Origin of the sequence: Microlunatus soli (assembly GCF_900105385.1) — a bacterium.
In the GTDB taxonomy this organism is placed as follows: Bacteria; Actinomycetota; Actinomycetes; order Propionibacteriales; family Propionibacteriaceae; genus Microlunatus; species Microlunatus soli.
Genome location: NZ_LT629772.1, coordinates 6233159 through 6258943 on the forward strand (window position 1 = coordinate 6233159; position 25785 = coordinate 6258943).

The 25785-nt window shown below is 68.6% G+C and carries 25 protein-coding genes; 20 read left to right on the plus strand and 5 right to left on the minus strand.

The window, feature by feature from the left end; genetic code table 11:
• Positions 1 to 68: 68 nt before the first annotated feature.
• Positions 69 to 842: an IclR family transcriptional regulator gene (locus tag BLU38_RS28560; protein ID WP_091530346.1), complete on the plus strand. Its 774-nt coding sequence runs from the start codon at positions 69 to 71 to the stop codon at positions 840 to 842.
• A 34-nt stretch (positions 843 to 876) separates the two neighbouring features.
• Here BLU38_RS28560 and BLU38_RS28565 read toward each other — a convergent pair whose 3' ends face one another.
• Positions 877 to 1449 (minus strand): TetR/AcrR family transcriptional regulator, encoded by a 573-nt coding sequence (locus tag BLU38_RS28565; RefSeq protein ID WP_091530349.1) that lies wholly within the window; start codon positions 1447 to 1449, stop codon positions 877 to 879.
• Between the two features lie 75 nt (positions 1450 to 1524).
• On the opposite strand from BLU38_RS28565, the gene BLU38_RS28570 reads away from it, so the two are divergent.
• On the plus strand, positions 1525 to 2031 hold the full coding sequence (locus BLU38_RS28570) for a GNAT family N-acetyltransferase (protein ID WP_091530352.1): 507 nt from the start codon (positions 1525 to 1527) through the stop codon (positions 2029 to 2031).
• Positions 2032 to 2083: 52 nt separating this feature from the next.
• Here the strand turns inward: BLU38_RS28570 and BLU38_RS28575 are convergent, their stop codons facing one another.
• Positions 2084 to 2707 (minus strand): TetR/AcrR family transcriptional regulator, encoded by a 624-nt coding sequence (locus tag BLU38_RS28575; RefSeq protein ID WP_172836245.1) that lies wholly within the window; start codon positions 2705 to 2707, stop codon positions 2084 to 2086.
• 93 nt (positions 2708 to 2800) lie between these two features.
• Here BLU38_RS28575 and BLU38_RS28580 point away from each other — a divergent pair, with 93 nt between their 5' ends.
• The 3 genes from BLU38_RS28580 to BLU38_RS28590 all read left to right on the plus strand — a co-directional run bounded on the left by BLU38_RS28580 (position 2801) and on the right by BLU38_RS28590 (position 6975).
• Positions 2801 to 3778, plus strand: coding sequence for a zinc-binding dehydrogenase (locus BLU38_RS28580; protein WP_197679911.1), 978 nt, complete (start codon positions 2801 to 2803; stop codon positions 3776 to 3778).
• Between the two features lie 111 nt (positions 3779 to 3889).
• Positions 3890 to 5254, plus strand: coding sequence for an MFS transporter (locus BLU38_RS28585; RefSeq protein WP_091530355.1), 1365 nt, complete (start codon positions 3890 to 3892; stop codon positions 5252 to 5254).
• 41 nt (positions 5255 to 5295) lie between these two features.
• Positions 5296 to 6975 carry an arylsulfatase gene (locus BLU38_RS28590; RefSeq protein ID WP_091530358.1) on the plus strand — a complete coding sequence of 560 codons (1680 nt, stop codon included), beginning with the start codon at positions 5296 to 5298 and terminating at the stop codon, positions 6973 to 6975.
• Here BLU38_RS28590 and BLU38_RS28595 read toward each other — a convergent pair.
• On the minus strand, positions 6939 to 7451 hold the full coding sequence (locus tag BLU38_RS28595) for a (deoxy)nucleoside triphosphate pyrophosphohydrolase (RefSeq protein ID WP_091530361.1): 513 nt from the start codon (positions 7449 to 7451) through the stop codon (positions 6939 to 6941). The genes BLU38_RS28590 and BLU38_RS28595 overlap by 37 nt on opposite strands.
• A gap of 320 nt (positions 7452 to 7771) precedes the next feature.
• Between BLU38_RS28595 and BLU38_RS28600 the strand changes: the two genes are divergently transcribed.
• Positions 7772 to 8539 (plus strand): mechanosensitive ion channel family protein, encoded by a 768-nt coding sequence (locus tag BLU38_RS28600; protein ID WP_091530364.1) that lies wholly within the window; start codon positions 7772 to 7774, stop codon positions 8537 to 8539.
• Positions 8540 to 8624: 85 nt separating this feature from the next.
• Here BLU38_RS28600 and BLU38_RS28605 read toward each other — a convergent pair whose 3' ends face one another.
• Positions 8625 to 9641: a LacI family DNA-binding transcriptional regulator gene (locus BLU38_RS28605; protein WP_091530367.1), complete on the minus strand. Its 1017-nt coding sequence runs from the start codon at positions 9639 to 9641 to the stop codon at positions 8625 to 8627.
• Positions 9642 to 9672: 31 nt separating this feature from the next.
• Positions 9673 to 11154, minus strand: a complete 1482-nt coding sequence (gene pdxR / locus BLU38_RS28610) for a MocR-like pyridoxine biosynthesis transcription factor PdxR (protein WP_091530371.1) — start codon at positions 11152 to 11154, stop codon at positions 9673 to 9675.
• A gap of 108 nt (positions 11155 to 11262) precedes the next feature.
• On the opposite strand from pdxR, the gene BLU38_RS28615 reads away from it, so the two are divergent.
• The 14 genes from BLU38_RS28615 to BLU38_RS28680 all read left to right on the plus strand — a co-directional run bounded on the left by BLU38_RS28615 (position 11263) and on the right by BLU38_RS28680 (position 25741).
• The gene (locus BLU38_RS28615) at positions 11263 to 12273 is read left to right on the plus strand and encodes a DMT family transporter (RefSeq protein ID WP_157683797.1); all 1011 of its coding nucleotides are present in this window, start codon (positions 11263 to 11265) and stop codon (positions 12271 to 12273) included.
• A complete protein-coding gene (locus BLU38_RS28620; protein WP_091530378.1) occupies positions 12273 to 13022 on the plus strand; it encodes a B3/B4 domain-containing protein in 750 nt (249 codons plus the stop codon). Before BLU38_RS28615 ends, BLU38_RS28620 begins: the two co-directional genes overlap by 1 nt.
• Before the next feature lie 18 nt (positions 13023 to 13040).
• Positions 13041 to 16307 (plus strand): heavy metal translocating P-type ATPase, encoded by a 3267-nt coding sequence (locus tag BLU38_RS28625; RefSeq protein ID WP_091530381.1) that lies wholly within the window; start codon positions 13041 to 13043, stop codon positions 16305 to 16307.
• A gap of 107 nt (positions 16308 to 16414) precedes the next feature.
• Positions 16415 to 16867, plus strand: coding sequence for a DUF6653 family protein (locus BLU38_RS28630; RefSeq protein ID WP_197679913.1), 453 nt, complete (start codon positions 16415 to 16417; stop codon positions 16865 to 16867).
• A gap of 31 nt (positions 16868 to 16898) precedes the next feature.
• Positions 16899 to 17435, plus strand: a complete 537-nt coding sequence (locus BLU38_RS28635; protein ID WP_091530385.1) for a CBS domain-containing protein — start codon at positions 16899 to 16901, stop codon at positions 17433 to 17435.
• Positions 17432 to 18718: an ArsB/NhaD family transporter gene (locus BLU38_RS28640; protein WP_091530388.1), complete on the plus strand. Its 1287-nt coding sequence runs from the start codon at positions 17432 to 17434 to the stop codon at positions 18716 to 18718. The genes BLU38_RS28635 and BLU38_RS28640 overlap by 4 nt, the downstream gene beginning before the upstream one ends.
• A gap of 144 nt (positions 18719 to 18862) precedes the next feature.
• Entirely contained in the window at positions 18863 to 19744 is an 882-nt protein-coding gene (gene larE / locus BLU38_RS28645) for an ATP-dependent sacrificial sulfur transferase LarE (RefSeq protein ID WP_231920080.1), read from the plus strand.
• On the plus strand, positions 19737 to 20543 hold the full coding sequence (gene larB, locus BLU38_RS28650; RefSeq protein ID WP_091530392.1) for a nickel pincer cofactor biosynthesis protein LarB: 807 nt from the start codon (positions 19737 to 19739) through the stop codon (positions 20541 to 20543). The genes larE and larB overlap by 8 nt, the downstream gene beginning before the upstream one ends.
• Positions 20540 to 21793, plus strand: coding sequence for a nickel pincer cofactor biosynthesis protein LarC (larC, locus tag BLU38_RS28655; RefSeq protein WP_231920081.1), 1254 nt, complete (start codon positions 20540 to 20542; stop codon positions 21791 to 21793). The genes larB and larC overlap by 4 nt, the downstream gene beginning before the upstream one ends.
• A complete protein-coding gene (locus BLU38_RS28660) occupies positions 21790 to 22650 on the plus strand; it encodes an aldo/keto reductase (protein ID WP_091530394.1) in 861 nt (286 codons plus the stop codon). The genes larC and BLU38_RS28660 overlap by 4 nt, the downstream gene beginning before the upstream one ends.
• Positions 22643 to 23131 (plus strand): PaaI family thioesterase, encoded by a 489-nt coding sequence (locus tag BLU38_RS28665; RefSeq protein ID WP_091530397.1) that lies wholly within the window; start codon positions 22643 to 22645, stop codon positions 23129 to 23131. The genes BLU38_RS28660 and BLU38_RS28665 overlap by 8 nt, the downstream gene beginning before the upstream one ends.
• A gap of 66 nt (positions 23132 to 23197) precedes the next feature.
• Positions 23198 to 24271 carry a lipoate--protein ligase family protein gene (locus BLU38_RS28670; protein ID WP_091530400.1) on the plus strand — a complete coding sequence of 358 codons (1074 nt, stop codon included), beginning with the start codon at positions 23198 to 23200 and terminating at the stop codon, positions 24269 to 24271.
• A 31-nt stretch (positions 24272 to 24302) separates the two neighbouring features.
• A complete protein-coding gene (locus tag BLU38_RS28675) occupies positions 24303 to 24908 on the plus strand; it encodes a histidine phosphatase family protein (protein ID WP_091530403.1) in 606 nt (201 codons plus the stop codon).
• Positions 24908 to 25741, plus strand: a complete 834-nt coding sequence (locus BLU38_RS28680) for a PhzF family phenazine biosynthesis protein (protein ID WP_091530406.1) — start codon at positions 24908 to 24910, stop codon at positions 25739 to 25741. The genes BLU38_RS28675 and BLU38_RS28680 overlap by 1 nt, the downstream gene beginning before the upstream one ends.
• Positions 25742 to 25785 lie beyond the last annotated feature (44 nt).

Genomic DNA, 25785 nt, shown 5'->3' on the forward strand with positions numbered 1-25785 from the left:
CTGCCCAGGCGACTCAGGAAACGACGACCCAAGAACGGGCCCGAACGAGGGCGAGGCAGGAGCACGGCATGGCGGAAGCATCGGGGTCCGGGCAGCCGGAGGCCAAGAATGCCGTCGCCAAGGCGATTGTCGTCCTGCAGGCGTTGCGGCGGATCGCAGACGGGGCCAGCGCCCGGCAGCTGAGTACGCAGATCGGCCTGCCGCGAAGTACCGTCCAACGCTTGCTGAGTACGTTGGCCGAGTCCGGAATGGTGATCCAGGACGCTGCCACCCAGACCTATCGGATCGGGCCACAGGCGTTGTTGATCGGCCTGGGCTATCGACGCGGATTGGATCTGGTGTCGCTGGCTCGGCCGCAACTGCTGCGAGCTCGCGATCAGCTGGGGGAGACCGTCGGGCTGTCGGTCCGGGTCGGCGATTCCCGGGTGTTCATCGACGAGGCGCAGAGTCTGCAGCCGCTCCGGTTCGCCTCCGAACTCGGGCGGCAGTATCCGCTCTGGTCCGGGGCCAGCGGCCGGATCCTGCTGCTCGGGCTGACCTCCGACGAGCTGTCCGAGGTGCTCGCCGACGAGTCGTACCGGGCGGCCGTGTTCCGAGCGGTCGACGTCGATGATCGGTCGGAACTTCTGCAGGCCGCCCGCCGGGACGGCTACGCGGTCGCCCGGAACGAGACCATCGAGAACGTCAGCTCCGTCGCCGTACCGATCCTGGACCCGGCCGGCCGGGTCGCCGCAGCGCTGTCGGTGAGTGGGCCGACGCCGAGACTGGACGACGAGCGGATCGAACGGGCGCGCGCCGTACTCACGGCGGCAGCGACCGAGATCTCCCGGGGGTTGGGATGAGCCCCGGGCGGGCTCCGGTGTGCCGATCCGCCGGTCACAACCTGTCGAGTTGATGACGAACCGCGGCCGTGCTGCGGCTTGTGTCGCCGGTGGCCAACAGGTCGAGCAGTGCGCCACGCAGGACCGCCAACACGGCGCTGCGTTCGGCGGCTCCTGCGGTGCTGTGCCGGTGTTCCTCGCTCTGCCGGGCCGCCAGGATGTCCAACCAGTCGGTCACCGTCTCGGCCGCGAAGCCGCCCCAGGGGCCGTCCGGCTCGATCAGTGATCGTGCATAGGCCTCGGTCCACAGCCGCAGCAACGGACGATGGTCATCGTCGGCAAGCCAGTCCCAGATCGCTTCGGCGGTGGGGCCGATCCCGGCCGATCGGTCAGCGAGCCGGTCGATCCGCTCGAGCAACTCCCGTTCGTCGGCTCGCGCCCGGGCCAGTAACGCGCGGACCAACCCGTCCTTGTTGCCGAACAGGAACATCAGTACGCGTGGGCTCGATCCGATCGCCGTTGCCAGTGGACGCAGCGACAGATCCGCCAGTCCGTGCCGAAGCGTGTAGCGATAGGCGGCGTCGAGCAGCTCGCTCTGCCGGGCCGAGGGTGCAGGAGCCGAAGACATCCCGCCAGAGTAGGCTACTGAAACAGTTGTGTCAGTAGCCCCGGCGTGGACGACGCCCGGAACGAGGGATGACTCATGACGCTGCAAGATGCCGGACGCACGGTGCGGATCCGACCAGCCGATCAGCCGGGTGATCTCGGCTGGGTGGTGATGGCCCACGGCGAGGCCTACCACCGCCAGTTCGACTGGAACGCCGACTTCGAAGCCCTGGTGGCGCGGGTGGTTGCCGATTTCGCTGCCGATCATGATCCGGATCGAGAGGCCGGCTGGATCGCCGAACTCGACGGTCGGCGGGTCGGATCGATCTTCCTGGTCGGTTCGGACGATCCGATGGTGGCAAAGCTCCGGATTCTGCTGGTCACGCCGGACGCCCGCGGGCATCGGATCGGGACGCTCCTGGTCCGGACCTGCCTGCAGTTCGCCCGTCGGGCCGGCTACCGGTCGGTGACACTCTGGACCAACAGTGTGTTGACCGCGGCGCGACGGATCTACCAAGGATTCGGCTTCGAGCTCCGCCAGGAGGACCGCCATCACAGCTTCGGTCACGACCTGGTCGGACAACACTGGGACCTGGTGCTCTGATTCCTCGCCGCGTCCTGCGACCGCTGCCCTGGGGCCGCCATCGCCGGCGTCGTCAGCCGGCCCGGCGACGGGTCAGTCCGGCGGACGGTAGTTCGCCATGGTCGGCCGATGCGCGGAAGGCGTCGATGGCGAGCGCGGCGAACCGTCGAGCCGTCGACTCCCGATCCTGCCGCGGCGTCGCCGACAGCGCCCGGCCGGTCAGCAGCACGACCAGCAGATCCTCGATCACGAAGTCCCGGCGTAGCCCGCCGGAACGTTGCGCCCGCTCGGCCAACTCGGCTAGTTGCCCGAGCAGCAAGCGGCGGTGAGCGGCCAACCCGTCGACCTCGGGGTCGGCCGCCAGGAACGCGTCCACGAAGCCCTGATTACGGGCGTTCAGCACGGTGATGCGCTCGATGATGGAACAGAACCCGCGCCACGGATCGAGATCGTCGCAGCCCTCCTCGACGATTCCGCGGCAGGCCCGCATCTCGTCGGCGAAGGCCTCGTCGACCAGCTGCTGCTTGGCCGGGAACCGGCGATACAGCGTCGCGGGCCCGACCCCGGCGCGGCGGGCGATGGCGCGCATGGTCACGTCGATGCCGCGCTCGGCGAACAACTCCCGTGCCGCCTCGACCACGCGATCGCGGTTCTCCCGGGCATCGACGCGCAGCTTCTGAGTCACCTGGTCGGTCATCGTCTCTCACTTCGCAGAAACGGACGGGGGCGTCCGTTACGTTCACCAGCGTACCCGCCGATCGGCGGCGGGTCGGAGGACGAAATGGGGACGATGGTGCGAGCAGTCGTGATCGAACGGTTCGGCGATCCGAACGGGATGGTGCTCACCGAGGTGCCGACGCCGGTGCCGGCCGGCGGACAGGTGATCATCGAGGTCGAAGCGATCGGGGTCGGTGGTGTCGATGCGGTGATCCGTCGCGGGATCCTCTCCGGCTACGGCTTCACCGAAGGATTGGTGCCGGGCAGTGAGGTGGCCGGTCGGGTGACCGCCGTCGGTCCCGGTGTCGACCGAGGCTGGGTCGATCGACGGGTCTGGGCCTTCACCGGCACCGGCGGTGGCTACGTCGAGCAGGCGGTGGCTCGGATCGAGGACATCACGGTGCTCCCCGACGGGCTGTCCGCGATCGATGCGGTCACGCTCGGCAGTTCGGGTCCGGTCGCGCAGTTCGCGCTGGCCCATGGCCACTTCCGTGCCGGGGAGTCGGTCCTGGTCCGAGGGGCTGCCGGCAGCATCGGCGTGGCGACGGTGCAGCTGGCTGCTCGGGCCGGCGCCTCGGTGGTCGCGGTCACCACGTCGTCGCCGGAGCGCGGCGACCGGTTGCGGAAACTCGGGGCGACACAGCTGCTGGATCGTAGCGGTGCTGCGGCGCGAGGTGCGGATGCGGCGACCGGATTCGACGTGATCATCGACATCGTCGGCGGACCGCAGGTGCCTGACTTTGTCGATCGGCTCGCCCCGAACGGCCGCTTGGTGATCGCGGGTGCCGTTGCCGGGCTGCCGCCGGCTGACTTCGGGACGAGGCTGGTCGGCGTCGGGGCGTTCCAGCAGTCCCGATCGGTGGCGACCTTCAGCCTGAACACGATCCCGGCCTCCGAGGTCGGCCGGGTCCGGGCCCAGCAGTTCGACGCTGCTGCGGTCGGCGAGCTGACCTCCGTCGTGCAGGATGTGCTGCCACTGGACCGAGCCGCCGACGCGCACCACAGGATGGACGGCGGCACGGTGTTCGGGCGGATCGTGCTGACTCCCTGACGGCGTCCCTCTTGATCATCCGTCGGAGTCGTGACAGCATCGGGCTCTGAAACGGGACAGTGTCCCGTCAAATGGGACAGGCGACGTGGCCGGAACCCGGAGAAGGGTGCGATGACCGAACAGCACGGACAAGAGCTGGAGCAACGCGGCCGAGAAGCGGGGCTGCGGTCGGCCGGCATGCGTGATCGGACGGCTCGCAATGCGGTGGTCGCGAGCGTGATCGGCTCGGTCATCGAGTGGTACGACTTCTTCCTGTACGCGACCATGGCCGCGCTGGTGTTCAACAAGGAGTTCTTCCCCGAGTTCGATCCGCTGATCGGCAGCCTGATCGCCTTCGCCACGTTTGCCGCCGGATTCATCACCCGGCCGATCGGCGGTTTGATCTTCGGTCACTTCGGTGACCGGCTCGGGCGGAAGAAGATCTTGATCCTGACCATGTTGATCATGGGCGGATCGTCCTTCCTGATGGGTGTGCTGCCGACCTATGCCGCGATCGGCACTGCCGCGCCGGTGCTGTTGCTGATCCTGCGGATGCTGCAGGGGATCGGGCTCGGCGGCGAGTGGGGCGGAGCGGCGATTCTCACCTTCGAGCACGCACCAGCCGGCCGGCGCGGCCGGATGAGCAGCTGGCCGCAGACCGGTGTCCCGCTCGGTCTGTTACTGTCCACCGTCGCAGTCAACCTGGTCTCCCTCGGCGGGGACGGTGCACTGGTCGCCTGGACCTGGCGGATCCCGTTCCTGTTCAGCGCGGTGCTGGTGCTGCTCGGCCTGTTCCTGCGGCTCCGGGTCGCCGAACCGGCCAGCTTCAGCGCGCTGGTCGCCACCGATCAGCGGGCCCGAGTGCCGCTGCTGGACGTGCTGCGCTACTACCCGAAGCAGATCCTGATCGGTGCCGGCGCCCGATTCAGTGAGAGCATCACCTTCAACGTCTACAACGCATTCATCCTGACCTACACCACGACGATCCTCGGACTACCGAAGTCGTACGCCCTGAACGGGCTGCTGATCGCTTCGGTGCTCGGCTTCGTGATCATCCCGGCGACCGGCCGGCTCTCGGACCGGATCGGCCGACGGCCGGTCTTCGGTCTCGGCGCGCTGATCGCGTTGGTCACCGCCTTTCCGGTGTTCGCACTCTTCGACAGCAAGATGATGATCTTGATCTGGGTGGCGATCATCGTCGGCTGGGCGCTCGGCGCCTGCACGATGTTCGGTCCGGAGGCGGCGTTCTTCGCCGAGCTGTTCCCGGCCCGGGTGCGTTACACCGGCATGTCGGTGGTCTATCAACTCGGCGTGTTGCCGTCGGGTGCGATCGCGCCGGCGCTCTGCATCTGGCTGGTCGGTCGGTTCGGCGGATCCTGGCCGGTGGCGGTCTACGTGATGGTCGCCGCCGTGATCGCGCTCGTCGCTGTGCTGCTGGCCCGCGAGACGGCCCACGACGACGTCGACGCCGACCTGATCACGGCCGCCGAAGACTGACCCGACATCCGAACCGACAACCACCAGGAGCAAACGAACAGATGACCGTCGCCGACCAAGATCACCGTCGGGCCCAGCAGGATCAGGCCCAGCAGCAGGGACAGGCCAGGAGGCAGGGACAGCACCGTCCGAATGTCGTGATCATCCTCGCCGACGACATGGGCTACTCCGACATCGGCTGCTACGGCGGAGAGATCGACACCCCACACCTGGACGCGCTGGCGGCCCGCGGCGCTCGACTCACCCAGTTCTACAACACCGCCCGGTGCAGCCCGAGCAGAGCGTCACTGATGACCGGCCTGCATCCGCACCAGACCGGTATCGGGATCCTCAACTACGACGATGCCCCGGACGGCTATCCCGGGACCCTGAACGACTCCTGCGTGACGATCGCCGAAGCACTGCGATCGGGCGGCTATCGCAGCTATCTGTCCGGCAAGTGGCACCTGGCCAGCGACATCCACCAGCCGTCGGACAGTTGGCCGACCCGCCGCGGGTTCGACGGCTTCTACGGCACCCTGGAGGGCGCCGGCAGCTTCTTCCAGCCGCGGACCCTGACCCGGGACGAGACCAATGTCGAGTCCGAGACCGAAGACCCGGACTTCTACTACACCGACACGATCTCGACCGAGGCTGTCGACTTCCTGCGTCGGCACCATGATCAACACGCCGACGACCCGTTCTTCCTCTACGTCGGCTACACCGCCCCGCACTGGCCGCTGCATGCGCCCGCCGAGGACATCGAGCGGTATCGCGGTCGGTTCGCCGCCGGCTGGGACCGGCTGCGTGAGGAGCGTCTGCAGCGGATGATCGACGACGGCCTGATCTCGGCGGACTGGCCGCTGACCGACCGGGACCCGCGGGTGCCGGCCTGGGACGAGATCGATGATCAGGAATGGCAGGCCCGCCGGATGGAGGTGTACGCCGCCCAGATCGACCGGATGGACTCCGGGGTCGGGGTGATCATGGCCGAGTTGGAGGCGCAGGGCGTGGTCGACGACACGATCGTGATCTTCCTGTCCGACAACGGCGGCTGTGCCGAGGAGATGCCGATCGAGACCGCGCAGGAGTTCGTCACCACCTACGTCACCTTCGACGCCGAGACCCGGGACGGCCGGCCGGTCCGGCCGGGCAACGACCCGTCCATCGTCCCCGGCGGTGAGGACAGCTACGCGACCTATGGACGGTCCTGGGCCAACGTGTCCAACACCCCGTTCCGGGAATACAAGCATTGGATCCACGAAGGCGGGATCGCCGCGCCGTTCATCGTGCAGTGGCCGGCACGGGTGCAGCCCGGGGTGCTGCGCCGGCAGCCGCATCAACTCACCGACGTGCTGGCAACCCTGCTGGACGCCGCCGGCCTGCAGTATCCGGAGCGGTACGACAACCGGCCGATCCTGCCGGCCGAGGGGGTCAGCATGCTGCCGACCTTGATCGACGACGCCACCGATCCCGAACGTGTCCTCTATTGGGAGCACGAAGGCAACTGCGGCGTCCGCCGGGGGGACTGGAAGTTGGTCCGCAAACACGGCCGGTCCTGGGAGTTGTACGACATGATCACCGATCGCACCGAATTGCACGACCGGGCGACCGAACGGCCCGAGCTGGTGACAGAGTTGGCCGCGAGCTATCAGGCCTGGGCGGAGCGTTGTGGGGTGATCCCACGCGAGCACGTGCTGGAGCTCTACCGCCGCCGAGGATCCGGCCTGCCGTCGGAGTGATCTGCTCCCGCCATCAGCACGGCGACCGCCGGCAGATCCGGTTTCGCCCAGTCCAGGTCGAGCAGGTCCGCGACCGGCTGCCAGCGCAATTGATCGTGATCGGTACTGGTTGACGGCGCGGGGTGATGATCACCGATCAGGTAGCAGGCGAGATCGATCGTGTGTGCACCGACCCGCGTTGTCGATCGGTCGAGCAGCCGACCGATCCGTGCGGCGACGGCGAGTTCCTCGAAGAGCTCACGGCGCAACGCCTGCTCCGGGGTCTCGGAGTTGTCGATCTTGCCGCCGGGAAACTCCCAGTGCCCGGCCGCCGACCGTCCGGCGGCACGGCGACAGGCCAGCACCCGGTCGTCGCAGACGAAGACGCCGGCGACGACACGCAGTCGATCATGCTCGTCGGTCAGCGGATGTTCCTCCTGATCTTGCGGCAGTTCTCTGATCTTTCTGGTCGTTTCTTCTGTGCTGTCGATGATCATTGATCCGACAATCAGTAACGGTGTTGCATATCAGTTGCATCCCAGTCGGTGGACACGCCGTCGACCGTGACCGTTTACAAGATCAGTTGTGATCATGGCAACAATCTACGCCTGAGGTTGTTGTTTGGACCTGGTGATCATCTGGGCAGGTGGGTTGCAAGATCGTCAAGAAGTCAAGCGGCCTATGGCGCCATGACACCATGATCTGCTCTACTGCCCACAGGCAGTGCCTACACAAGTCGTTGTCCGGCGTGCTGGTTGCTTGATCGGGGCGAGTCTCGCGCCTGCCGGACAACCAAGACGTAAGGAGACGGTCTCACATGAACATCGGAAAGGCCCTGGTCAACGGGCTCTCGGATGGGCTATCGACCTTCGCGACCTTCATCCCGAAGTTGCTCGGTTTCCTGCTGATCCTGCTGATCGGCTATCTGATCGCCAAGGGGCTGACCAAGGCCCTGCAATTCCTGCTGTCCAAGATCGGCTTCGACAACCTGCTGCAGAAGGCCGGTCTGGCGAATCTGACCAAGAAGATCAACTTCGATGTCGGCGGGCTGATCATCAAGCTCGTTTTCTACTTCATCATGTTGATCGTCCTGCAGTTCGCGTTCTCGGCCTTCGGCCCGAACCCGGTGGCCGATCTGCTGAATCAGATCGTGTCGTTCCTGCCCCGGATCATCGTCGCGATCATTCTGGTGATCATCGCGGCGACCATCGCCAAGGTCGTCAAGGACCTGGTGTTGTCGGTGCTCGCCGGGCGTGACTTCGCCAACGTGGTCGGCACGGCCTGCTACGTGGTCATCCTCGCCCTCGGCATCATCGCCGCGACGAACCAGATCGGCATCGGCGCCATCATCACCGGCCCGATCCTGATCTTCGTTCTGGCCACTGTCGGCGGCATCCTGGTCGTCGGACTCGGCGGCGGTCTGATCAAGCCCGCGCAGAGCCGGTGGGAAGGTCGACTCGCCGACCTGGACGCCAAGCTCGCCGAACAGCCTGCCGGCCAGCAGGTCGGTGGCGAGGCTCAGCAGCCCCAGCATCAGGTCCCGCCGACCGACAACGGTCCCGGATTCCCGACCAGCCAGGCCTGACGCGACACCGCGGAGCACCCCACACATCCGCTGACCCGTCAGTTTCTCCCCGACACGCCGGGCGTGTCGGGGAGAAACTGGCGGGTCAGCGGGTTGGGGTCAGGGCTGGCGCGGAGTCGTCGCCGGAGACGATGGCGGGCTCGACGGTGTGCTGCAACACGACGGTGCGTTGCGGTTCGTCGTCGCCGTCGATCCGCTGGATCAGCAGCTTGGCCGCCGTTTCGCCCATCTCCCGGGCGGGCAGTCGGACAACGGTGACCGCTCGCGGCGACATCGTCGTGAACGGGAGGCTGCCGACGACCGCGACGCCGATCGCCGGTGGCGCCAGACGGCGTTCGTTCAACAACTGCAGGATCCCCACGCCCATCAGATTGTTCGCAGCCACGACGGCATCGGGCGGCTCCGGCAGTGTCAGCAATCGTTCCATGGCATCGCGGCCGCCGTCGACCCGGAAGGTCGAATGACACAGCAGCTGGGGGTCCGGATCCTTCCCCGTGGTGGACCGGACCGCCTCGCGCCAGCCCTCGACCCGCTCGACGGCCGTCTCGACCGCTGCCGGACCGGTGACGCAGGCGATCCGTCGGAATCCCTGCTCCAGCAGGTGATCGGTGGCATTCCGACAGGCTTCGCGGTTGGCCATCGTGACGCCGTCGACGGCAAAGGTCGACGTCCGGTCGACCGCGACGATGGCCCGGCCCGCCTCCAGGACGGGGGAGAGATCGGTCCGTTCGGACGCCGGCGCGATGATCACACCGGCCATGTGCTCGGCCAGCGCGATCTGCAGGAATCCGGACTCATGATCGCCGCGCTCGTCGGTGTTACAGAGCACCACCGAATAACCCGATTCGCGGGCCACATCGCCGACGCCGCGGGCCATCTCGGTGTAGTAGGGATTGCCGATATCGGGGATGATCAACGCGATCACCTCCGAGTTGCGACGGCGCAGCGTGCGGGCCGCGCGATTCGGCGTGAACGCCAGATCGGCGGCTGCCCGGCGTACTCGCTCGGTCTTGTCCGCCGACACCCGGGCTCCGTTGAAGACCCGGGACACGGTTGCCGGGGAGACACCTGCCCGCGCGGCGACCTCGTAGATCGTTGCCATCGGTGCACCTCCGAACGTGTGAGCATGAACCTTACTGCCGCCGACGCTCCGGCAGGCGCGCTGCCTGAGATCCGGAATCCGAACGACCGATCGTGGTCGGTCGGCGACCCGCCGCGGCCAGCCGGCCGACGGCGGTCCGAAGCCGTTGCGGCGACTGGTTGGCGTAGCTGATCACCAACCCTGGGCGCCCGGGGCGGATCCGGTGCGTGCTCAGCGGCTGGACCTGGACGCCGTGATCGGCGGCGCGCCGGGCGAACTCCTGATCGTCGACGTCGTCGTCGAACAGGACGACCAGGTAGATGCCGGCAGCGATCCCGGTGACCCGGCAACCGGGGAACCGTTCGGTCAACGCCGCGACCAACGCGTCACGCCGGCCCCGATGTCTGGTCCGCATCGAACGGAGGTGGCGGGCCAAGGCGCCGCTGCGGAGCAGTTCGGTCAGCACCAGCTGAGGTAGTGCGGGGGCGCCGAGGTCGAGCGCCCAGCGGCGCTCGACGATCGGCCCGACGAGGCGCTCGGGGGCCGCCAGCCATCCCAGTCGGAGCGCCGGGGCCAGGGTCTTGGACAGGCTGGAGGCGTAGCCGATCCGCTCCGGCGCCAGCGGCTGCATCGCCCGCACCGGGGCCCGGTCGTAGCGGTATTCGGCGTCGTAGTCGTCCTCGATGATCAGTGCGTCGCGATCCGCTGCCCAGGAGACCAGCCGGCGACGACGGTCGGCCGACAACACCACTCCGGTCGGGTAGTGATGGGCTGGGGTGAGCACGACCGCGTCGGAATCGGTCCGTTCCAGCGCTTCGACGTCGAGTCCGTCGGCGTCGACCGGGACCGGAACCGTCCGACAGCCCCAGTGCTGGAGGATCCGACGATTGCCCTCGGCGCCGGGGTCCTCGATCGCGACGACCGGACCGCCGTTCGAACCGAGCACCTGATACAGCAGGCTCAGCGCACCGGTCACGCCGCCGGTGATCACGATCCGATCCGGAGACGTCGTCACGCCTCGGGACCGGGCCAACCAACCCGCGAGTTCGGCCCGGAGCTCCGGTACGCCCTGCGCCGGGGCGTAGCCCAGTTGCCGGCTGTCGGCGCGCTCCAGCACCGCTTGTTCGGCACGCAGCCATGCCGTCCTGGGAAACGCAGACAGGTCCGGGACGCCGGAGATCAGGTCGATCACGTCGGGGTCGGAATCGGGGCCGGTTCCCCGGCCGGGTCCGGTGGCGCCGGCCGCTGTTGTCGCGTCGATCTCCGCGGCAGGTGCCGAGCGGGCAGCGACACTGGTCCCGCCGCCGCGGTTGGTGACCAGCAGCCCTTCCTCGATCAACCGTTGGTAGGCCTCTGTGACCGTGCCGCGGGCGAAGCCCAGCTCGGCGGCCAGCTCGCGGGTGGCCGGCAGTCGGGCGCCGACCGGGAGCGCCTCGCCGGTCGCCGCCCGAAGCCGATCAGCGAGCCAGTCGGTGCGGCGACCGCGAGGGATACCGGCCGGATCCAGCTGCAGGAAGTCCGAGCCACCGGTCATGCACGCCAGCCTGCCACGAACCGGCACCCGCAGCAGCGAGTTTGGACCGATTGAATGCGCCAGGTTTGGCTCTGTGCACTGGTCCAAGATCCGGTGATGGTGGAGTCCATGAGTTCAGATACGTCGATCGGGTCGCCGTCCCGCGGCCGGCTGCTCGGGCCGGAGCGCCGAGCCGGCGACGCCTCCGACCCGAGCCCCGTGGCCAGCCTGCTGCCCGGGATCGTGGCGATGGTGTTGCTGGGCAGCAGTGTTGCGGTGATCGGTGGCATCCACGGTCAGCCGACGTTCTGGGTGCAGGCCTGGCGCTATGCGGCCGCGGCGGCGACCATCGCGCTGATCAGTCGGCTGACCGGGCGACGGCTGGTGCTGCCGCGTCCGACCGAACTGCCGTTCGTGATCGCCGGTGCCGGCCTCGGGCTGGTGGGCTTCAACCTGGCGCTGATCGTCGGCAGCAGGCACGCCGAACCGGCCGTGCTCGGGGCCGCGGTGTCCTGCATCCCGATCGTGCTGGCAGTCGCCGGCCCGTTGACCCGAGGTGGTCGGCCGTCCGGGCGGCTGGTCGCCGGTGCCGTCGTCGTCGCGGCGGGTGCGGTGTTGGTCTCGGGGTGGGGCCGGACCGACGCGATCGGGCTGCTGGCAGCCGCCGTGCTGATCGCCCTGGAGGCGGGATTCACCCTGGTCGGCGCGCCGGTGCTGCCGCGGTTGGGTGCCTGGAGCTTCTCAGCGGGGACCTGCGCGGTGGCTGCGCTGAGCTTCGGGGCGATCGCCGCGGTCACCGAGCCGTCCCGACTGATCGAACTCCGGCAGCCCGGTCCGATCCTGTCGATCGTCTATCTCGGCGTGATCGCCACCGCCATCTCGTTCGTGCTCTGGTTCGGCTGCGTGCAGCGGATCGGTGCCGGGTCGGCCGGGCTGGCGTCGGGTGTCGCAGCGCCGGCGTCGGCGCTGATCGGGATCGTCGTCGGTGGCCCGATTCCCGGCCCGGCAGCCTGGGCCGGGATGGTGTTGATCATGGTCGGGCTGCTGGTCGCTCACCGTACGGCCGGTCGCCGGCGGTCCGGACGGATGCCGGTCGGGCAGAAACCGACCGGGCCGATGTCGGCGGGGCGGCAGCGGTGATGTCGACCTTCGGCCACGAGCCGGCCGTCTGGCAACGCTTCCCGGCCCTCGCGGTCGGTGTGCTGTGGGCCGCTGGCGTCAGCGGTCACCCGGGCACCGACTCCGATTTCGAGGCCGAGCTGGCGCGGATCGTCCGGGACGGCGAGGTGGCGGCCGCGGGTCGGTTGTCCCGCAGCGCCAACCACAGCGAGTCCGGTCTGACGTCGATCGCCGCCTGGCGACGGGTCTATGCCGACCTCGGCTACAAACCGACCCAGTACCGCTGTGCGGCGGAGTCGCTGTTGCGGCGAATCCGTCAGCAGGGGACGCTGCCTCGGGTGCACCCGCTGGTCGACGTCTGCAATGCCGCGTCCGCAGCCCATGCGATTCCGGTCGCGGTTCTCGACCGGGACCGGATCGTCGGTGACCTGAGGGTCGGGTTCGCGACCGGCGCCGAGCGGTACCGCACGTTCGACGGCACCGAGGAACGTCCACGCCCGGGGGAGGTCATCTACCGCGACAGCGCGGGCAGTGCGCACGCCCGACGGTGGGTCAACCGGCAGAGTGCGACCTCCGCGGTCGGCCCGGGAACCGGTGCAGTGCTGATCGTCGCCGAGGCCGTGCATGCCTCGGCCGCGGCCGACGTCGGCAAACTGATCATGGAACTGAGGACGCAGCTCGAACTGCTCTGGGCGACGGACTGCGCCGTCGCCCTGCCGACCGCAAACGATCCGATTGTGCAGCTGAATGCTGGCGGATTTATACCCTAGGGGGGTATAGTTCCCGGCATGACGACGACCTCGACCGAGCGATCGGACACCGACAGCCGGGTGCTGGACATCGGTGGGATGACCTGCGCCTCGTGCGTGACGCGGGTGGAGAAGGCGCTGCGCAGGGTCGACGGCGTCGACGACGCGTCGGTCAATCTGGCCAACGAGACAGCGACCGTACGCTTCGGGTCCGGCGCGGTCCGGGTCGAGGACCTGGTCGGCGCCGTGGCACGAGCCGGCTACACCTCGACGCCGCGCCCGCTGCCCGCCGTCGAAGCGGCCACGGCGGCGCCGTCCGAGCACGCAGACGACGAGGACCCGGCCGACGCCACGGACCCCGAACTGGCCCGGCTGAAGCGCCGCTGGGTCGTCGCGCTGGCCACCGCGCTGGTGATGATGGTCGCGATGTACGTGCCGATCTACCCCGACACCATGGACTGGCTGATGCCGGTGCTGCTGGTGGTCGCGACCGTCGTCCAGTTCTGGGCCGGCGCCGACATCTATCGGTCCGCACTGCTCGCGGCCCGGCACCGGAGCACGACGATGAACACGCTCGTCGCGCTGGGCACGTCGGTGGCCTACGGCTACAGCGCCTTCGTCACGCTCTGGCCGGCGGCGGCCGAGCGCTGGGGACTGCCGTTGCACGTCTACTTCGAGACAGCGCTGGCGATCGTCGGCTTCGTCCTGCTCGGCCGGTGGTTGGAGCGTCGCGCCCGACACCGTACGGTCTCGGCGATCAGCGAACTGATGGGCCTGGCTCCGAAAACCGCCCGGGTGATCCGGGACGGGGGCGAGGTCGACATCGCGATCGATCAGGTCGTCACCGGCGACCGGATCCGGGTCCGGCCGGGAGAGAAGGTGCCGGTCGACGGCGTGGTCGCCGAGGGCGGCTCGACGGTCGAGGAGTCGATGATCACCGGCGAGAGCGCTCCGGTGACCAAGCGGGTCGGCGATCAGGTGATCGGCGCCACCCTGAACCGCACCGGGACGATGATCGTCACCGCCACCGCCGTAGGCACCGAAAGCACCCTGAGCAAGATCGTCCAGCTGGTGGAGCAGGCCCAGGGATCCAAACCACCGCTGCAAAAGCTGGCCGACCGGATCTCGGCGATCTTCGTACCGGTGGTGTTGATCATCGCGGCGGCGACCTTCGCGGCCTGGATGATCTTCGGCCCGGCCGAGGACCGGCTGACGTTGGCGATCACCACCACGGTCGCCGTGTTGATCATCGCCTGCCCGTGCGCGCTCGGGTTGGCCACTCCGACCGCGGTGATGGTCGGCACCGGACGGGCCGCCGAACTGGGCATGTTGATCAGCAGCAGCGAGGCGCTGCAGACCGCGCACCGGGTGACGACGGTGGTGCTGGACAAGACCGGGACGATCACCCAGGGCCGGCCGGCGGTGACGGCGATCCGTGCCGTCGGCAACCGGTCCGTGGACGAGTTGTTGGCCCTGGTCGCTGCCGTCGAGACCGGTAGTGAGCATCCGCTGGCCGAGGCGGTGGTCGAGTCCGCTCGCACCCGCGGGCTGTCGATCGGCACCGCGACCGACTTCTCCGCCGTTCCCGGGCAGGGCGCTCGGGCCACCGTCGGTGGTCACCTGGTCCAGGTCGGCAATCGGACGATGATGGTCGCAGCCGGTATCGACAGCGCGGGATTCGGTGGTGCGGGCCCATCCGCCGACGAGCTGGCAGCCGACGGCCAGACGCCGATCTTCGTCGCGATCGACGGTGAACCGGCCGGACTGATCGGGGTCGCCGATCCGGTCAAGGAGGAATCGGTCGCAGCGATCAGCCAGCTGAAGGCCCTCGGGCTGGAGGTCTGGATGATCACCGGTGACACCACCCGGACCGCACGGGCGGTCGCCGACCGGGTCGGCATCGACAACGTGCTGGCCGAGGTGTTGCCGGCGGACAAGGCCGGTCGGGTCGCCGAGTTGCAGGCCGACGGCGCCGTCGTCGCCATGGTGGGCGACGGCATCAACGACGCACCGGCGTTGGCGACCGCCGACCTCGGGATCGCGATCGGGACCGGCACCGACGTCGCGATCGCCGCTTCCGACATCACCCTGCTCGGCGGCGACCTGCGCGGCATCGTCGCGGCGATCGGCCTGTCCCGCCGTACCGTGACCACCATCAAGCAGGGACTCGGCTGGGCCTTCGGCTACAACCTGCTGCTGATCCCGGTCGCCGCCGGTGCGCTGTTCTTCGCCGGTGGACTGTTGCTGGACCCGGTGCTGGCCTCGGCCGCGATGGCGATGAGTTCGGTGTCGGTGGTGACCAACGCGCTGCGGCTGCGCCGGTTCCGCCGTCCCCGCACCGCCGCCGAGGTCGCGCACCCACCGCTGCGGACCAGGATCGGCGGGTACGCCTATCTGGTCGTCGTCGCGCTGCTGGCGTTGGCGATCGGGACTGGTTTCACCATCGCCAGCCGCAGCGAGCCCGCCCAACGGGGGATGAACGGGATCCTCGCCTGGAGTCAGGGGATGGGGATGCCGATGCGACCCGCCATGAGCGTGATGGAGGCCACCGACACACCACCGGTGTCCGCGCACGACGCGGGGGTCGACATCGCGATCAGCGGCGCCGAGACCGTGCGTGCGGGGGTGCCGACGACCTTGACGATCCGGTTGACCGACGAAACGACCGGTGAGCCGATGACCGATCTGGTCCGCAGCCATCAGGTGTGGACCCACCTGATCGTCACCCGGACCGATCTCGGCAGCTTCGCCCACCTGCATCCCGAACCGACCGGCCGACCCGGCGAGCTCAGTGTCCGCGCCACCTTCCCGACCGGGGGCCGCTACGACCTCCGCACCGAATTCCGCCGGCAGGGCCGGATGGCCGACGTCGCGGACCGTCAGGTGATCACCGTGGCCGGGGCCCCCGGCGCCGCCGCAGATCCGATCAACGGTGAGGTCCGGACGGCGACCGTTCATGGCGTCACCGTACGGCTCGACGGCGCAGCGAAGGCCGGCGAGACCAGTGACTTCAGCCTGCACTTCAGTGACAAGGACGGGCGACCGGTCGACGGACTGAAGCCCTATCTCAGTGCGGCCGGTCACGTCGTGATGATCAAGTCCGACGACAGCTGGTTCGCCCATCAGCACGCCGAGACCACCGACGCCGACGGTCGGCCGAAGTTCGCCCTGCCGGGCAGCACCTTCGGACCCGACCTCGATCTGCACGCCGATTTCGCCACCGCCGGGAGCTATCGGCTGTGGGCGCAGTTCGCGCTGCCGGACGGCACCGAGATCACTGCGCCGTTCGTCGTCCACGCGTCCTGAACCGGGGACCGGGGTAGCGGCAGCGGTGATGAGGCGGTAGCGTCGCGAGCGGTGTGCCGGGAAGTCTGGTCGGCGAAACGGATCGTCGACCGCTGGAGGCCACCCTGATGCCCACCGCAACCTTTGCCCGCTCCCGCCGCCGGCTGTTCCTGCGCCACGCCCACCCGATCAGCGCCTGGACCCGGTGGGCGACGACGCCGGCCGTCCTGGTGCCCCTGTGGCGGCGACGGTGGTCTGCCGCGATACCGGTCGCCGCGTGGATGGCGATCAACCCGATCGTCACCCCGCCGGTCACCGATGATCATGCGTTCGCCACCCGGGCGATGCTCGGTGAGGAGGAGTGGACAACCGATCCGCGAGCGGACCGCGGATTGATCGCGCTGAACGTGGTGGGCTCGGCCTGCCTCGCGGCTGCCGGGCTGGCGGCCTGGCGTCGGCGACGGCTGCCGATGACCGTCGGTGTCGCCGGATCGATGATCATCACCCTGCTGAGTTGGCGCGGCTACGCGCAGTTGTACGACCGCGGTGACCGTTCAGCGTTGCCGCTACCGACCGAGTGAAGCCGCGCCGACCGAACGAGCAGGAGACAGCATGCGAGCAACCGATATCAGGATCGCGATCCCGATGGTGGACCGGCAGCTCTCGGTAGCCGAAGCCAGCCGGGTGATCGCCGACAGTGGCAAGACCGGTGTCGTGGTCAGCGACGGGTCCGGTGAACCGATCGGAGTGATCACCGCGCTGGACGTGCTCCGGCTCGCCCTGCCCGACTACCTGGTCGACGACTCGTCACTGGCCGCAACACTGGACGAGGCGGCGATCGAAGAGATGATCGCCCCGTTGCGGGCGAAGTCGCTGGCCGAGGTGATCGGCGATCAAGCGGTCACCGTGCACGACGTGCCGACGGTCGATGCCGACGCCACCATGCTGGAGATCGCCGCGATCCTGGTGTCGGCCGGCTGCCCGGTCGCCGTGATCAGCGACAGCGTCAACGACGACCGGCGGTTCGTCACCCTGGCCGCAGTGCTGCAGTCGGTGTTGACGATCGGCCCGGAGAGCAGCGGCCCCGAGTCCACTGACCCCGAGACCACTGGACCGAATACCGTCGGACGGGACGGTGCCTCCGCGTGACGGTCCAGATCGTCGTCGCGCTGCTGGTCTTCGTCGCGGTCTACGTCTTCATCGCCACCGAGAAGCTGCCCCGAGTGATGGTCACCTCGATCGGCGCCGCGGTGATGGTGATCATCGGCGCCACCGACAGCCGGCACGCCTTCTTCTCCGAGGAAACCGGCATCGACTGGAACGTTATCTTCCTGCTGCTCGGCATGATGATCATCGTCGGGATCCTGCGCCAGACCGGGATCTTCGAGTTCCTCGCGATCTGGGCGGCGAAGCGGGCCGGCGGCAGACCGTTCCTGATCATGGCGATGCTGATCGTGATCACGGCCGTGCTGTCGGCGTTCCTGGACAACGTCACCACCGTGTTGCTGGTGGTGCCGGTCACCATCCTGGTCTGCCATCGGCTCGGGGTGCCGCCGATCCCGTACCTGATCGCCGAGGTGATGGCCAGCAACATCGGTGGTGCGGCGACGTTGATCGGCGACCCGCCGAACATCATCATCGCCAGCCGTGGAGGCCTGTCCTTCAACGACTTCCTGATCAACATGGCCCCGATCGTCGTCGTCCTGATCATCGTTCTGATCGTTCTCTGTCGGCTGATGTTCCGGTCCGCCTTCGCCTACAACAGCGAGCGTGCGGCCAAGGTGATGGCCTTGAACGAACGCGAGGCGCTGCGAGACCGGCCCCTGTTGATCAAGTCGCTGGTCGTCGTCGGTCTGGTGTTGACCGCTTTCGTGCTGCACTCGGTGATCGAGGTGGACGTCTCGGTGATCGCTCTGCTCGGCGCGGGCCTGCTGATGCTGCTCAGCCGGCTGGGCGCCGCCAAGACCTTCGGCGACGTGGAGTGGGAGACGCTGGTGTTCTTCGCCGGCCTCTTCGTGATGGTCGGATCGCTGGTCAACCTCGGCATCATCGAGGCCGTCGGCAAGGCTGCGACGCAGGCGCTGCACGGTCACTACCTGGCCGGTGGGTTGTCGCTGCTGGTCGGGTCGGCCGTGCTCTCCGGGATCATCGACAACATCCCGTACGTGACGACGATGGCGCCGCTGACCGTGGACCTGGTGAACAGCGGCGGTGACCCGGCCAAACCGTTGTGGTGGGCGCTCGCGCTGGGCGCCGACCTCGGCGGCAACGCAACGGCGATCGGCGCCAGTGCCAATGTGGTGACGATCGGCATCGCCCGCCGCAACGACATCGACATCAGCTTCTGGACCTTCACCAAATACGGCCTGATCGTCACCGGGGTCACCGTCGCGCTGTGTGTGCCGTACCTGTGGCTGCGGTACTTCCTGTGACCCGCGTGACAGGATGCCGCGGGGACGAGGCAGACTGGTACCTGCAGGGTGCCCGGCCTGCTGACCAGTGAAGTGTCCACCACGACCGTCCCCGGCCGTGGTGGAGTGAGCAGGATGCGCTGAGCGTCGCGAAAGGGGCATGCGATGACGTCGGTACCACCGACCGTCGACCACACCGACACCGATGGCACCGGTGATGATCGTGATCGGATGGAACGCGATCTGGCCGCCGAATTGAACGGCGTCGGCCGATTGGGCGTTGCGTTCTCCGGCGGTGTCGACTCCTCGGTGTTGTTGGCCGCCGCGGTCCGTGCTCTCGGCCCGGACCGGGTGGTCGCGATCCTCGGCGTGTCACCCAGCCTGGCCACCGCCGAACGGGCCGCCGCCCACGAGGTCGCCCGGTTCATCGGCGCCCCGGTGGTCGAGGTGGACACCCACGAGGGTGACCGGCCGGAGTATCGCGCCAACGGGGCGGACCGCTGCTACTTCTGCAAGGACGAACTGTTCACCCGGATCGACGACGAACTGGTCGCCGAACACCGCCTGGACGCCGTCGCCTACGGGGAGAACGCCGACGACGCCCGCCGACCGGACCGGCCCGGAGCCAACGCCGCCAGCCAGCATCGGGTGCTGCGTCCGCTGGCCGCGGCCGGGCTGGACAAACGTGCCGTGCGGAGCTTGGCCCGCGCCTGGCAGTTGCCCTCGGCCGACAAACCCGCCGCTCCCTGCCTGGCGTCCCGGATCCCGCACCACCAGGAAGTCACCCCGGAGAAGCTGCAGCAGATCGACCAGGCCGAGGCCGCGTTGCGCGAGCTCGGCTTCGCCGACTTCCGGGTCCGTCATCACGGCGAGATCGCGCGGATCGAACTGCCTGCCGAGGAGTTGGTCCGGGCGGTCAGCCAGCCACTGGCCGGTGAGGTGCGCAGCGCCGTGCAACGCGCCGGCTTCCGATTCGCCACCGTCGACCTGGGCGGCATGCAGTCCGGTGCCTTCACCCTCACCGTGCTCGGCCAGCGCGATGCCTGAACCGCAGCATCCCGAGCCAGCAGGACCGCAGCTGGAGGGCATCGCCGACCTCGACTTCGCCCGCGCCGACCGCCGCGGCTACCCCGAAGCCGTCCTCTGCGAGCCGAAGTCGGTGGATCAGGTGGCCGCGATCGCCGGGGCGGTCGCGGACCGCGCCGCCGGCCGGGAGCCCGACCAGGTGACGCTGTTCACCCGGGTGTCGGAGGAGCAGGCCAAGGCCGTCCTCGGCGTGCTGCCGGACGCGCACTGGGACCGGACCGCTCGGCTGGTGGCCTGGCCGCCGGCGGTCCCCGAGCCGTCCGGCGGGCCGGTGCTGGTGCTGTCGGCCGGCACATCTGACGTTCCGGTCGCCCGTGAGGCGTTGCTGACCGCCCGGTATCTGGGCCGGTCCGCCGAACTGGTGGTCGACGTCGGCGTCGCCGGACTGCACCGGGTGCTCGGCAAGCTCGACCGGCTGCGTACGGCGCGGGTGATCGTGGTCGCGGCCGGGATGGACGGGGCGCTGCCCAGCGTCGTCGCCGGACTGGTCCGTTGCCCGGTGATCGCGCTGCCCACCTCGGTCGGCTACGGCGCCGCCTTCGGCGGACTGGCGCCGTTGCTGACCATGCTCAACTCCTGCGCTCCCGGTGTCGCCGTGGTCAACATCGACAACGGCTACGGTGCGGGTCATCTCGCCGCCCAGATCGCCCAGGGCCCCGAGCCGAACAAGGGCCCCGAGCCCGTCGAAGGCCCCGGACCGCACACGACGACCGGCCCCTCGGCAAGCTCCGGGGCCGGCAATCCGGAGGACCAATCGTGACCGAGCGCCATGCCTGGATCGACGCGTCGGCCGGGATCGCCGGCGACATGCTGCTCGGGGCGTTGATCGACGCCGGAGCCGACCTGCAGTTCATCCAGACCTGCATCGACGCGGTGCTGCCGGATTCGATCCGGCTGCGGACCGAGCCGGTGACCAGGGCCGGGATCGCCGCCACCAAGGTCCATGTCGACGTCCTCGTCGACGACCCGCCGCATCGGACCTGGAAGTCGATCTCCACGATGCTGGCCACGGCCGAGGTGCCCGAGCCGGTCCGTCGCAACGCCACCGCGGTCTTCGCCCGACTCGCCGAGGCCGAGGGGCAGGTGCATGGCGTGCCGGCCGACGACATCCACTTCCACGAGGTCGGCGCGCTGGACTCCATCGCCGACATGGTCGGGGCCAGCGCCGCCCTGCACGATCTCGGCATCGTGTCGCTCAGCGGCAGCCGGGTCGCCGTCGGCTCCGGCACCGTACGCGCCGCGCACGGCAGGATGCCGGTCCCGGTGCCGGCCGTCACCCGGCTGGCCGACGGCTGGGAGATCCTGGCCGGCGGCGAGGGGGAGCTGACCACGCCCACCGGGATGGCCGTGCTCGCCGCGCTCTGCCAGGAGTGCACCGACCTGCCGGCGATGCGGATCAGCATGGTCGGACTCGGCGCCGGCAGCAAGGACTTCACCGGGCGGGCCAACGTCACCCGGGTGCTGATCGGGCAGCGACAGCAGACGACCAGCGACGAGGACAGCGATCCGGCGGTGTTGCTGGAGGCCAACGTCGACGATTTCGATCCGCGACTCTGGCCCGGCGCCCTGACCGCGCTGCTGTCCGCCGGCGCGTCCGACGCATGGCTGGTGCCGATCCTGATGAAGAAGGGACGGCCGGCGCACACGCTCTGTGTGTTGGCTCATCCGTCGGCCGCAGCCGGGTTGCGTGACGTGATCCTGGAACAGACCAGCACCATCGGCGTCCGACAGACCGACTACCGCAAGTTCGCCTCGCCACGGGCCTGGACCAAGATCGACATCTCCGGCGGAGCAGTGCTGATCAAGCTCGCCCATCGCGACGGTGTGATCCGGCAGGCCACCCCCGAATTCGACGATGTGTCAGCGGTCGCAGCATCCCTCGGACTGCCGGTCCGTACGGTGCTCGCCGAGACGATCGCCGCAGCACATACCGCCGGACTCCGGCCGGGCGAACCGCTTCCGGCCGAGGCCAGTACCCATCGTTTCTCTTGCAGGGAAGGACAATCATGATCCCGACACTGGACTTCGGTCGGACCGGGCACACCTCGACCCGGATCATCTTCGGAGCCGCTGCGCTCAGCGACGTCACCCAGGAGGAGGCCGATCGGACCCTGGAACTGGTCCGCCGGCACGGCATCACGCATATCGACACGGCCGCCAGCTACGGCGCTGCGGAAGAACGGCTCGGCCCGTTCATCGAGCAGCACCGGGACGACTACTTCCTGGCCTCCAAGACCGGCGACCGGACCCGCGAGGACGCCTACGCCTCGATCCGGCGTTCACTGGAACGGATGCGCACCGATCACCTCGACCTGATCCAACTGCACAACCTGGTGGACGAGGACGAACGGCAGACCGCACTCGGCGCCGGCGGTGCGCTGGAGGCCTGCGTGCAGGCCCGCGACGAGGGCCTGGTCAAGCACATCGGCATCACCGGTCACGGTGTGACGGTGGCGGCCCAGCACCTGAAGTCGCTGCAGGTGTTCGACTTCGACTCGGTGCTGCTGCCGTACAACTTCCCGATGACCCGCAACCAGGCCTACATCGACGACTGGGAAGCGTTGTACGACTACTGCCAGCAGCACCGGATCGCGGTCCAGACCATCAAGGCGATCACCAAGGCACCCTGGCAGGACGACAAAGATCATTTCGCCGCCACCTGGTACGAGCCGCTGCAAGATCAACAGGCGATCGACACCGCCGTCAGCTGGGTGCTCGGCCGACCCGGGATCTTCCTGAACACCGTCGGCGACATCCACATCCTGCCCAAGGTCCTGGACGCCGCCGAACGCTTCACCGCCCGCCCCGACGACGACGCGATGAGCGATCTCGAACGCGTTTGGGGGATGGAGCCGCTCTTTGTCTGAGGGCTACGAGCGGACCTACCGCTGGGATGATCCACAGCAGCTGGCCGAGCAGGCGCCGACGACGTCCGGGCTGGAGTTCCTGCAGCGGATGATCAAGGGCGACCTCCCGCAGTCGGCGCTGAGCAGCACCCTGGACTTCGACCTGGTGGACGCCGAGCAGGGGACGGTGACGATCGAGGCACGCCCGGCGGCCTACCAGGCCAACGCGATCGGCACCGTACACGGCGGGGTGATCGCCAGTTGGCTGGACACCGCAATGGGCTATGCGATCCAGAGCCGGCTGCCGGCCGGTGTCAGCCTGACCACTTTGGACATCCAGGTCCGCTATACCCGGGCGGTGCGCACCGACGACAAGCCGCTGCGGATCATCGGTGTCGCCGACCATGTCGGCCGCCGGACCGGGACGGCTCGGGCCGAGGTGCTGGGCTCCGACGGTCGTCGGCACGCCACGGCGACCACCAGTTGCCTGATCCTGAGTTGATCATGGTGACTGCAGGGTGTCGAGCACCGAAGGAATAGCGAGCGCATCGGAGAGGTTGTCGGGAGCGTGCGTGGTGAGTACAAGGTTCCGGGCGGCAAACTGGTGGCCGCCGAGGTCGAGGTCGATGGCGGTACGTTCGGCTCGGTGCACGTGTCGGGGGATTTCTTCCTCGAACCGGACGAGGCACTCGGCAGGATCGACCAGGCGCTGACCGGGCTGCCGGAGGATTCGTCGGTCGACACCATGAGTGCTGTGGTGCGCGCAGCCGTCGGACCGCAGGCACAGCTGATCGGCTTCGACGCCGACGCGGTGGCGATCGCGGTCCGTCGAGCCGTCGGCCGGGCGACCAGCTGGTCGGACCACACCTTCGAGATCGTGCACGGCGCGGCCGAAGAGCCGACGATGCAGATGGCACTGGACCAGGCGCTGACCGAGTCGGTCGCGGCCGGTCTCCGGGCGCCCACTCTGCGGATCTGGGAATGGGAACGCAATGCGGTGGTGATCGGCTCCTTCCAGTCCTACCGCAACGAGATCGACGAGGAAGCAGCCAGGGCGCACGACGTCACCGTGGTCCGCCGGATCTCCGGCGGCGGCGCGATGTTCATCCAGCCGGGCAACACGATCACCTACTCGCTGTACGTCCCGGGCTCGCTGGTCGAGGGGCTCAGCTTCGAGCGGTCGTACGCCTTCCTCGACGATTGGGTGCTCGGCGCGTTGGCCGACGTCGGCGTCGACGCGCATTACGCACCGCTGAACGACATCACTTCACCGGTAGGCAAGATCGGGGGTGCGGCGCAGAAGCGGATGGTGGCGACCAACGGTGCTCCGAAGCTGAATGGCGCCGTACTGCATCACGTGACGATGGCCTACGACATCGACGCGAACGCGATGCTGCAGGTGCTGCGGATCGGCCGCGAGAAGCTGTCCGACAAGGGCACCACCAGCGCCAACAAGCGGGTCGATCCGGTGCGCAGTCAGACCGGGATGTCGCGCGCAGATGTGATCGAGGCGTTCAAGAAGCACTTCGCCGGGCGCTATCGCACCGTCGCCGGTCAGATCACCGCAGCCGAACGGGAACGCGCGACCGCCCTGGCCGCCGAGAAGTTCGGCACCGACGACTGGCTGCACCGGGTTCCGTGATCACCGGACCACTCTGGAAGGATGAGTGATCATGGACCAGCCGGAGCAGATCATCGCCCTCGTCCGTCACGGTGAGACCGAGTGGAACCGTCAGCATCGTTGGCAGGGACGTGCGGGTGCCCCGTTGAACGATCTCGGGCGTCGGCAGGCCGAAGCCGCTGCGGAGCCGCTGCGTCGGATCCTGCCCGACGGACGGGAATGGTCCTGGATGATCACCTCGCCGCTGGAGCGCGCCGTGCAGACCGGTGAGCAGATCACCCGATCGCTGCCGGTCATGCCGGTGGGCACCGACACCGACCTGGTCGAGCGGGACTACGGTGTCGCCGACGGAATGCTCGCCACCGAGGCCGCGCAACGGTGGCCGGACGGCAACTTCCCCGAGATGGAAACCGATCAACAGATCCGCGCCCGCGGCGCCCGGGCGATTCGCCGGATCGCGGCCGCCCACGAAGGCGACGGCATCGTGGTCGCGCACGGGTCGCTGATCAGGATGTTGATCAGCGAACTGTGCCGGACCGAGGCACCGAGGATCCTCAACGGAGCAGTCAATCTGATCGGCTCCGACGGTCGGGACTGGGAACTGCTGGAACACAATCTGGTGGGGGAGCTACCGGTGGACGAGGTGGAGATCGCCTGATGAACACCTACGACTTCTCGCAGATCGACGTCTTCGGGGCCACTCCCTACCGGGGCAACCCGCTGGCCGTGGTGCAGGACGCCGACGGTGTCGACGATGATCAACTGCAGGCCTTCGCCCGCTGGACCAACCTGAGCGAGACCACCTTCCTGGTGCCGCCGACCGATCCCGGCGCCGACTACCGGGTCCGGATCTTCACCGGCAGCGAAGAGCTGCCGTTCGCAGGGCATCCGACGCTGGGCACCGCACATGCCTGGCTGCAGGCACATCCCGAGCACGAGGGTGATCGGGTGGTCCAGGAATGCGGGGTCGGACTGGTCACGGTGCGTCGTACCGGGTCCGGGCTGGCCTTCGCGGCGCCGCCGCTGATCACCGACGAGCCGGTCGACGATCAGCTGCTCGCCGAGATCCGGGGAGTCCTCGGCCTCACCGCCGACCAGTTGCTGGCCTCCCGGGTGATCGACAACGGACCAGGTTGGGTCGGGGTGCTGGTGACCGACGACGTCGACATCATGGCGCTGCCGACCAGGGAGCTGCCCGGCGCGGTCGGCGTGATCAGCAGGAGCGCCGCGGCCGGCACCGGTCACGCCATCGAGGTGCGGGGCTTCTTCGCCTCCGGCGGCATCGCCTTCGAGGACCCGGTGACCGGCAGTCTGAATGCCGCGGTCGCCCAATGGCTGCTCGGACAGGGGATCCTGACCGCTCCGTACTCGGCCCATCAGGGGACCGCGGTCGGCGCCGACGGTGCGATCGAGATCGACCAGGACGCCGACGGCACGGTGTGGGTCGGTGGCCGGACGACGACCATGATCAGCGGCACCGTCACCATCTGACCAACCTCTGGCACGATCTGACCAAGCTCTGGCGAAAGGCTCTC

Excerpts from the sequence above, each read along its gene's own strand:
- BLU38_RS28560 (WP_091530346.1), top strand. The coding sequence starts at position 69 with ATGGCGGAAGCATCGGGGTCCGGGCAGCCGGAGGCCAAGAATGCCGTC.
- BLU38_RS28565 (WP_091530349.1), bottom strand. The coding sequence starts at position 1,449 with ATGTCTTCGGCTCCTGCACCCTCGGCCCGGCAGAGCGAGCTGCTCGAC.
- BLU38_RS28570 (WP_091530352.1), top strand. The coding sequence starts at position 1,525 with ATGACGCTGCAAGATGCCGGACGCACGGTGCGGATCCGACCAGCCGAT.
- BLU38_RS28575 (WP_172836245.1), bottom strand. The coding sequence starts at position 2,707 with ATGACCGACCAGGTGACTCAGAAGCTGCGCGTCGATGCCCGGGAGAAC.
- BLU38_RS28580 (WP_197679911.1), top strand. The coding sequence starts at position 2,801 with ATGGTGCGAGCAGTCGTGATCGAACGGTTCGGCGATCCGAACGGGATG.
- BLU38_RS28585 (WP_091530355.1), top strand. The coding sequence starts at position 3,890 with ATGACCGAACAGCACGGACAAGAGCTGGAGCAACGCGGCCGAGAAGCG.
- BLU38_RS28590 (WP_091530358.1), top strand. The coding sequence starts at position 5,296 with ATGACCGTCGCCGACCAAGATCACCGTCGGGCCCAGCAGGATCAGGCC.
- BLU38_RS28595 (WP_091530361.1), bottom strand. The coding sequence starts at position 7,451 with ATGATCATCGACAGCACAGAAGAAACGACCAGAAAGATCAGAGAACTG.
- BLU38_RS28600 (WP_091530364.1), top strand. The coding sequence starts at position 7,772 with ATGAACATCGGAAAGGCCCTGGTCAACGGGCTCTCGGATGGGCTATCG.
- BLU38_RS28605 (WP_091530367.1), bottom strand. The coding sequence starts at position 9,641 with ATGGCAACGATCTACGAGGTCGCCGCGCGGGCAGGTGTCTCCCCGGCA.
- pdxR (WP_091530371.1), bottom strand. The coding sequence starts at position 11,154 with ATGACCGGTGGCTCGGACTTCCTGCAGCTGGATCCGGCCGGTATCCCT.
- BLU38_RS28615 (WP_157683797.1), top strand. The coding sequence starts at position 11,263 with ATGAGTTCAGATACGTCGATCGGGTCGCCGTCCCGCGGCCGGCTGCTC.
- BLU38_RS28620 (WP_091530378.1), top strand. The coding sequence starts at position 12,273 with ATGTCGACCTTCGGCCACGAGCCGGCCGTCTGGCAACGCTTCCCGGCC.
- BLU38_RS28625 (WP_091530381.1), top strand. The coding sequence starts at position 13,041 with ATGACGACGACCTCGACCGAGCGATCGGACACCGACAGCCGGGTGCTG.
- BLU38_RS28630 (WP_197679913.1), top strand. The coding sequence starts at position 16,415 with ATGCCCACCGCAACCTTTGCCCGCTCCCGCCGCCGGCTGTTCCTGCGC.
- BLU38_RS28635 (WP_091530385.1), top strand. The coding sequence starts at position 16,899 with ATGCGAGCAACCGATATCAGGATCGCGATCCCGATGGTGGACCGGCAG.
- larE (WP_231920080.1), top strand. The coding sequence starts at position 18,863 with ATGACGTCGGTACCACCGACCGTCGACCACACCGACACCGATGGCACC.
- larB (WP_091530392.1), top strand. The coding sequence starts at position 19,737 with ATGCCTGAACCGCAGCATCCCGAGCCAGCAGGACCGCAGCTGGAGGGC.
- BLU38_RS28660 (WP_091530394.1), top strand. The coding sequence starts at position 21,790 with ATGATCCCGACACTGGACTTCGGTCGGACCGGGCACACCTCGACCCGG.
- BLU38_RS28675 (WP_091530403.1), top strand. The coding sequence starts at position 24,303 with ATGGACCAGCCGGAGCAGATCATCGCCCTCGTCCGTCACGGTGAGACC.
- BLU38_RS28680 (WP_091530406.1), top strand. The coding sequence starts at position 24,908 with ATGAACACCTACGACTTCTCGCAGATCGACGTCTTCGGGGCCACTCCC.